6 protein-coding genes are annotated in these 5,562 nt (G+C 44.7%); all 6 read right to left on the bottom strand.

Annotated elements, in window-relative coordinates; all coding sequences use genetic code 11:
• Positions 1 to 913, bottom strand: a 913-nt coding sequence (locus B7C60_RS19285; RefSeq protein ID WP_281251708.1) for a penicillin-binding protein 2, incomplete at its 3' end; no start/stop codon positions are given.
• A 6-nt stretch (positions 914 to 919) separates the two neighbouring features.
• Positions 920 to 1,390, bottom strand: a complete 471-nt coding sequence (rlmH, locus tag B7C60_RS13240; protein WP_099612073.1) for a 23S rRNA (pseudouridine(1915)-N(3))-methyltransferase RlmH — start codon at positions 1,388 to 1,390, stop codon at positions 920 to 922.
• Positions 1,391 to 1,392: 2 nt separating this feature from the next.
• Positions 1,393 to 1,710 carry a ribosome silencing factor gene (rsfS, locus tag B7C60_RS13245; protein ID WP_099612074.1) on the bottom strand — a complete coding sequence of 106 codons (318 nt, stop codon included), beginning with the start codon at positions 1,708 to 1,710 and terminating at the stop codon, positions 1,393 to 1,395.
• 60 nt (positions 1,711 to 1,770) lie between these two features.
• The gene (gene holA / locus B7C60_RS13250; protein WP_099612075.1) at positions 1,771 to 2,796 is read right to left on the bottom strand and encodes a DNA polymerase III subunit delta; all 1,026 of its coding nucleotides are present in this window, start codon (positions 2,794 to 2,796) and stop codon (positions 1,771 to 1,773) included.
• A 12-nt stretch (positions 2,797 to 2,808) separates the two neighbouring features.
• On the bottom strand, positions 2,809 to 3,411 hold the full coding sequence (locus tag B7C60_RS13255) for an LPS-assembly lipoprotein LptE (RefSeq protein ID WP_099612076.1): 603 nt from the start codon (positions 3,409 to 3,411) through the stop codon (positions 2,809 to 2,811).
• A gap of 111 nt (positions 3,412 to 3,522) precedes the next feature.
• On the bottom strand, positions 3,523 to 5,562 hold a 2,040-nt coding region (gene leuS / locus B7C60_RS13260), incomplete at its 5' end, for a leucine--tRNA ligase (protein WP_245869416.1).

Below are 5,562 nucleotides of genomic sequence, written 5' to 3' on the forward strand. Positions count from 1 at the left end.
GTGACGAGATGCCGTGCACAAAGGCATTGGGATCATAGCTTGGACTAGAGACCATCGCTAACACTCCATTGTCTTTAGGATCAAGTACAATGGCAGAGCCTCGTCGTCCATCTAACAGTTTATGAACAAATAACTGTAACTTGATATCGAGGTTGAGAACAATATCCTTACCCGGAGTTGGTGGAACATATTTTAGGGTTCGGATGATCCGACCGCGGCTGTTTACTTCAACTTCTTGATAACCAGCCGTCCCATGCAGTAAATCTTCGTAATAGCGTTCAATACCCAGTTTACCAATATCTCGAGTGGCTTGATAATTGGCCGCTTTATCTTCTCGTTCTAGTCGCTCTAAATCTCGGTCATTGATACGTGAAACATAACCAATAACGTGAGTGAGTACCTCGCCATATGGATAAAAACGTTTAAGGCTCGCGCTGACCGAGACCCCCGGAAACTTATGTTGTTGAACAGAAAACTTAGCGACTTCTTCTTGAGTTAATTGAGTGAGCAGCGGAATCGCGTTGAATCGGCGTGTTCGTTGGCGATCTTTTTCAAACGCGGTGATTCGATCTTCCGGGATGGTGAGTATTTCTTGTAAGCGAGCAAGCGTATCTTCCATATCTGTCACTTGCTCGGGAATAATTTCCAAGTTAAAAACAGGTCGGTTTTCTGCCAGTAAGTGACCGTGGCGGTCATAAATTAAACCGCGATTTGGTGCTATAGGTACCACTTTTATACGATTATCGTTAGAGCGTGTTTTATAGTCTTGATACTGTTTGACCTGAATCGTGTATAGGTTAGTAATCAAGATGCCTATGGCGACGATAATCCCAATAAAAGCGACGATTGCTCGATGGCGGAACAATCGAGCTTCGGCTTGGTAATCTCTAATTGGACTGCGCTTACGTCTCATCGCTCTTTATTCTCTATGATAAGGATGATTCGCGGTGATACTCCATGCCCGATATAGGCTTTCAGCCATCACGACCCGAACAAGAGGATGAGGTAAGGTTAAAGGAGACAGTGACCAGCTTTGATCCGCTGCCGCTTTACAAGCTGGCGCTAAACCTTCAGGCCCCCCAATCAGGATAGAGACATCACGCCCGTCTAATTTCCAGCTTTCTAATTGCTCTGCTAGTTGTTCGGTGTCCCAACGTTTACCGGGAATATCTAAGGTGATAATCCGATTACCTTTAGGAACGGCGGCCAACATAGCTTGTCCTTCCTTTTGTAAAATACGAGCGATGTCAGCATTTTTTCCTCGTTTCCCTGCAGATATTTCGATTAATTCTAGTGGCATATCATGAGGAAAGCGACGGCGATACTCTTGAAACCCCTCTTCGATCCATGTAGGCATCTTAGTCCCAACCGCGATCAATTGAAGTTTCACTCTTAACCCCAAAGCTTTTCTAGCTGGTATAAGGCACGAGGCTCCTCTTGCATGACATGTAACATAGTGCTTCCCATGTCTAACACGACCCATTCACCTTCATTTTCTCCATCCACCCCAAGTGGTTGCATGCCAATTTTTTTTACTTCATTGGCTACATGTTCTGCAATTGAGGCAACATGGCGTTTTGATGTTCCGGTACAGATGATCATGTAGTCGGTGATACTTGATTTGCCTTGTACATCAAGGGTAACAATATCAACAGCTTTCATGTCATCAGCTTTATTAGCCAGAAAATGGGTCAAATCGTTGCGTAGCAAGGGGGTATCCTCTGAATCTTGATATTTGGTTATTAAAAAGCGCAACAGTATACCACGGTTTTAGTTTGGTAAAGGTAAGTTTGCTTCGGGTAAACAGAATTCTAAACTCAGTTGTTGTAATAATGGCCAAATGGATTGGCTATATTGGGTTTTCGCTTGTTGTTCGATACAGGTCAGCAATTGTAATAAATGGCGTAAGTGATGACCGGATAAGCGCTGTAAAGCGGCAGAATACAGTGGACGTTTATTTTGCCAAATACGGTATTGTTCAAAGACTCTAGCGATCGGTTGAGTCTTTATCGCTTGGCGCATGTGTAGCAGTTGAAATATTTCTTTTTGAATGGTGCGAATTAAAATGATCGCTTCAATATCTTCCGATGCCAGTTGACGTAGAATCCGCTGTGCTCGGTTTGCTTTACCTTCTAATAAGGCGTCCACCCAATGAAAGGCCGTAAAATGATTATGGCGACTGAGTGATTCTTCTAAGCGAACTAAGGTCAAGCGACCATCAGGGTAGAGTAAGGTTAGCTTTTCTAAACTTTGTGCCAAGGCAAGCAGATTACCTTCGTGCCATTGAGCGAGCATTTGGACGGCTTCAACGTCTGGCTGTAACCCTAACATTTTACAACGGGTCATCACAAACTGAGGCAAGCGAGATAAGTCAGGCGTCAAGCAGTTCACCCAACAACCTAGGTTGCTGAGGGTTTTAAACCAGTGACTTGTTTCTTGTGCTTTGGTGAGCTTATTGCCGACCACAACCAGCAGAATATCTTGATTCAAGTGTTGCGCTAATGTGCTGAGTGTTTTCCCAGTTGCGGCATTCATGCCACTGTCAGGAATATCAATTTCAATTAATTGCCGACTGGAAAAAAGGCTCATTGACTGGCAGCGATCATAGACTTCATTCCAATCAAGGTTACTATCGGCGGTAAATTGGTATTTTTCTTCGAAACCTAGTTCTCTGGCTTTATGTTCTATCGCTACTCGTGCTTCTTGAATCAGTAATGGCTCATTGCCTAGCACGAGATAGAGAGGGGCTAGGCTCCGACTTAAGGTCTCAGGAAGTTTATCGGCGTACACTTTCATACTGACACTCGATTATTTGGATCTGATAGCATTTGAATGATCCATTTTTGGCTCGCTATTTATGGAGTCTTCAGAGGTGGAAAGTGTCTCGGCTTTGTCAATATCTCCAGTTTGAATGGCAATTTTAAGCCGTGCCATCTGACGAATAATTTGGCTGGCAGCCAGCTTACGCATTTCATCAACGATCAATTCCCTTTCTACCGATTTCGCTAATGCGGTTAACGGGTTATCTAAGTAACTACGAGTGACGCTAGTGGAAAAGGTTTTTATTCCCAGTTCGGGAATTGTAACCCGGTATGAGGCGATAAATGTCAGCTCTTTTTCTGCTGCTCGAGTGTTTTGATAAAGAGACAGCGTTCGTTCACTGGTACTTTCATTGACTAAGTGCAAATTAGGGACGTCTGCGGAAGGTGCGACTAATTCGATTTCATTCATGCGTAGCTGATCTTTCACAATCCGTGTGAAAGTACTGAATTGATCGTAACTAGTCAAAGACATGGTATTGAGTTTTTCTGGGATATCATAATCCCCACGTAATTGAAACCCACAACCCGACAGGAGCAGCGTCGTTAGAAGTAATAGTAATGTTGGTATTGACGAAAATTTAAAACACATGGGGCGATGATTCTCATGGGTGAATTTACTTATCTTAACTTACCTGTTGGGATAGGCTGAGATAAGTAAACAGGGTATGCATACCCTGTTTACAGACCATCATTAGCCTAATTAGTTCGCGACAAGGTTGAGTAACTTACCGGGGACATAGATGACTTTGCGGATGGTTAAACCGTCGGTAAACTTCTTAACATTTTCATCCTGTAAACCTAATGCTTCAACTTGTTCCTTGCTGGCATCGGCGGCAACCGTCAATTTTCCACGTAATTTACCATTTACTTGCAGAACAATCAGTTTTTGATCTTCAACTAATGCGGCTTCGTCGTAAGTTGGCCAGGTTGCTTGGTCAATGTCCACTTCGCCGAGCGCTTGCCACATTTCAAAACAGATGTGTGGCGCGATAGGGTAAAGCATTACGGTGATTGCTTTAGCAGCTTCATCGATAATGGCTCGATCTTGTTCAGACTCTTGTGGGGCTTTAGTGAGTTTATTCATCAGCTCCATAATCGCAGCAATCGCTGTATTAAATGTTTGACGACGAGCAATATCATCAGTCACTTTAGCAATGGTTTTATGCACATCACGACGCAGTGCTTTTTGGTCGGCATTTAATGCATCGCTTTGTACCGCAACCGCAGCACCTTTCGCAGTATGTTCAGCGACGAGCTTCCATACTCGTCTTAGGAAGCGGTTCGCTCCTTCAACACCAGACTCTTGCCACTCCAATGTCATATCGGCAGGCGAAGCAAACATCATAAATAGGCGTACCGTATCAGCGCCATATTTATCGACCATCTCTTGCGGGTCAATGCCGTTATTTTTTGACTTAGACATTTTGATCATGCCTGAGTGTTCAACGGGGCGACCTTGATTATCCACCGCTGAAATAATGCGACCTTTTCCGTCACGCTCCACTTTGACCTCAGTCGGGGAAATCCACTCTTTGGTGCCTTTCTCATTGCTATAATAGAAAGCGTCAGCCAGCACCATGCCTTGGCAAAGAAGCTGTTTGAACGGTTCGTCTGAGGTGACATAACCAGCATCACGCAATAGTTTATGGAAAAAGCGTGAGTAGAGTAGATGCATACAAGCGTGTTCAATACCACCGATGTATTGATCAACCGGTAGCCAGTAGTTGGCTTTGGCTGGGTCTAAAATATCATCCGCTTGTGGTGAGCAGTAACGTGCATAATACCAAGACGATTCCATAAAGGTATCAAAGGTATCGGTTTCACGTAGGGCGGGTTGACCATTAAATGTCGTTTCAGCCCAAGTTGTATCCGCTTTTATCGGACTGGTTACACCATCCATGGTGACATCTTCAGGTAAGATAACGGGTAACTGATCGGCAGGAACAGGATGAACTTGACCATCTTCAGTGGTGACCATTGGGATAGGGGCTCCCCAATAACGCTGACGAGAAACGCCCCAGTCACGTAGACGGAAGTTAACGGTCTTTTTACCTTTACCTAGCGTTTCGAGTTTTGCTGAAATGGCATCAAAAGCCGCTTGGAAAGTTAGCCCGTCGAATTCACCAGAATCAAATAGTACGCCTTTTTCTGTATAAGCTTGCTGGCTAATATCTAACTCGCTGCCATCTTCAGGTTTAATGACGGGAATGATATCTAAGCCGTATTTGGTGGCAAATTCGTAATCGCGTTGGTCGTGTGCCGGAACCGCCATTACCGCCCCAGTCCCATAGTGCATTAGTACGAAGTTGGCGACATAGATAGGCACTTCACGGCCATTTAAAGGATGGATAGCCGTCAGGCCGGTCGCCATGCCTTTTTTCTCCATTGTCGCGAGTTCGGCTTCGGCAACTTTGGTGTTTTTACACTCATCAATAAATGCTGCCAGTTTAGGGTTATTCGCCGCCGCCTGTATTGCCAAAGGATGACCCGCAGCAATACCGACATAGGTAACGCCCATTAAGGTATCTGGACGGGTGGTATAGACTTCCAAATCCTGATCTTGGCCTTTAACTTGGAAGCTCAGTTCTACCCCTTCAGAGCGTCCGATCCAGTTGCGCTGCATGGTTTTAACCATTTCAGGCCAGCCGTCAAGGTTATCTAAATCATCGAGCAATTCTTGCGCGTAGGCGGTGATCTTAATAAACCATTGCGGGATCTCTTTTTGCTCAACAGGCGTATC

The sequence above is a fragment of the Vibrio fujianensis genome (genome assembly GCF_002749895.1).
Taxonomy (GTDB): domain Bacteria; phylum Pseudomonadota; class Gammaproteobacteria; order Enterobacterales; family Vibrionaceae; genus Vibrio; species Vibrio fujianensis.

What these genes read in the sequence shown, in the direction of transcription:
- holA (WP_099612075.1), bottom strand. Translation starts at nt 2,796, where the DNA reads ATGAAAGTGTACGCCGATAAACTTCCTGAGACCTTAAGTCGGAGCCTA.
- B7C60_RS13255 (WP_099612076.1), bottom strand. Translation starts at nt 3,411, where the DNA reads ATGTGTTTTAAATTTTCGTCAATACCAACATTACTATTACTTCTAACG.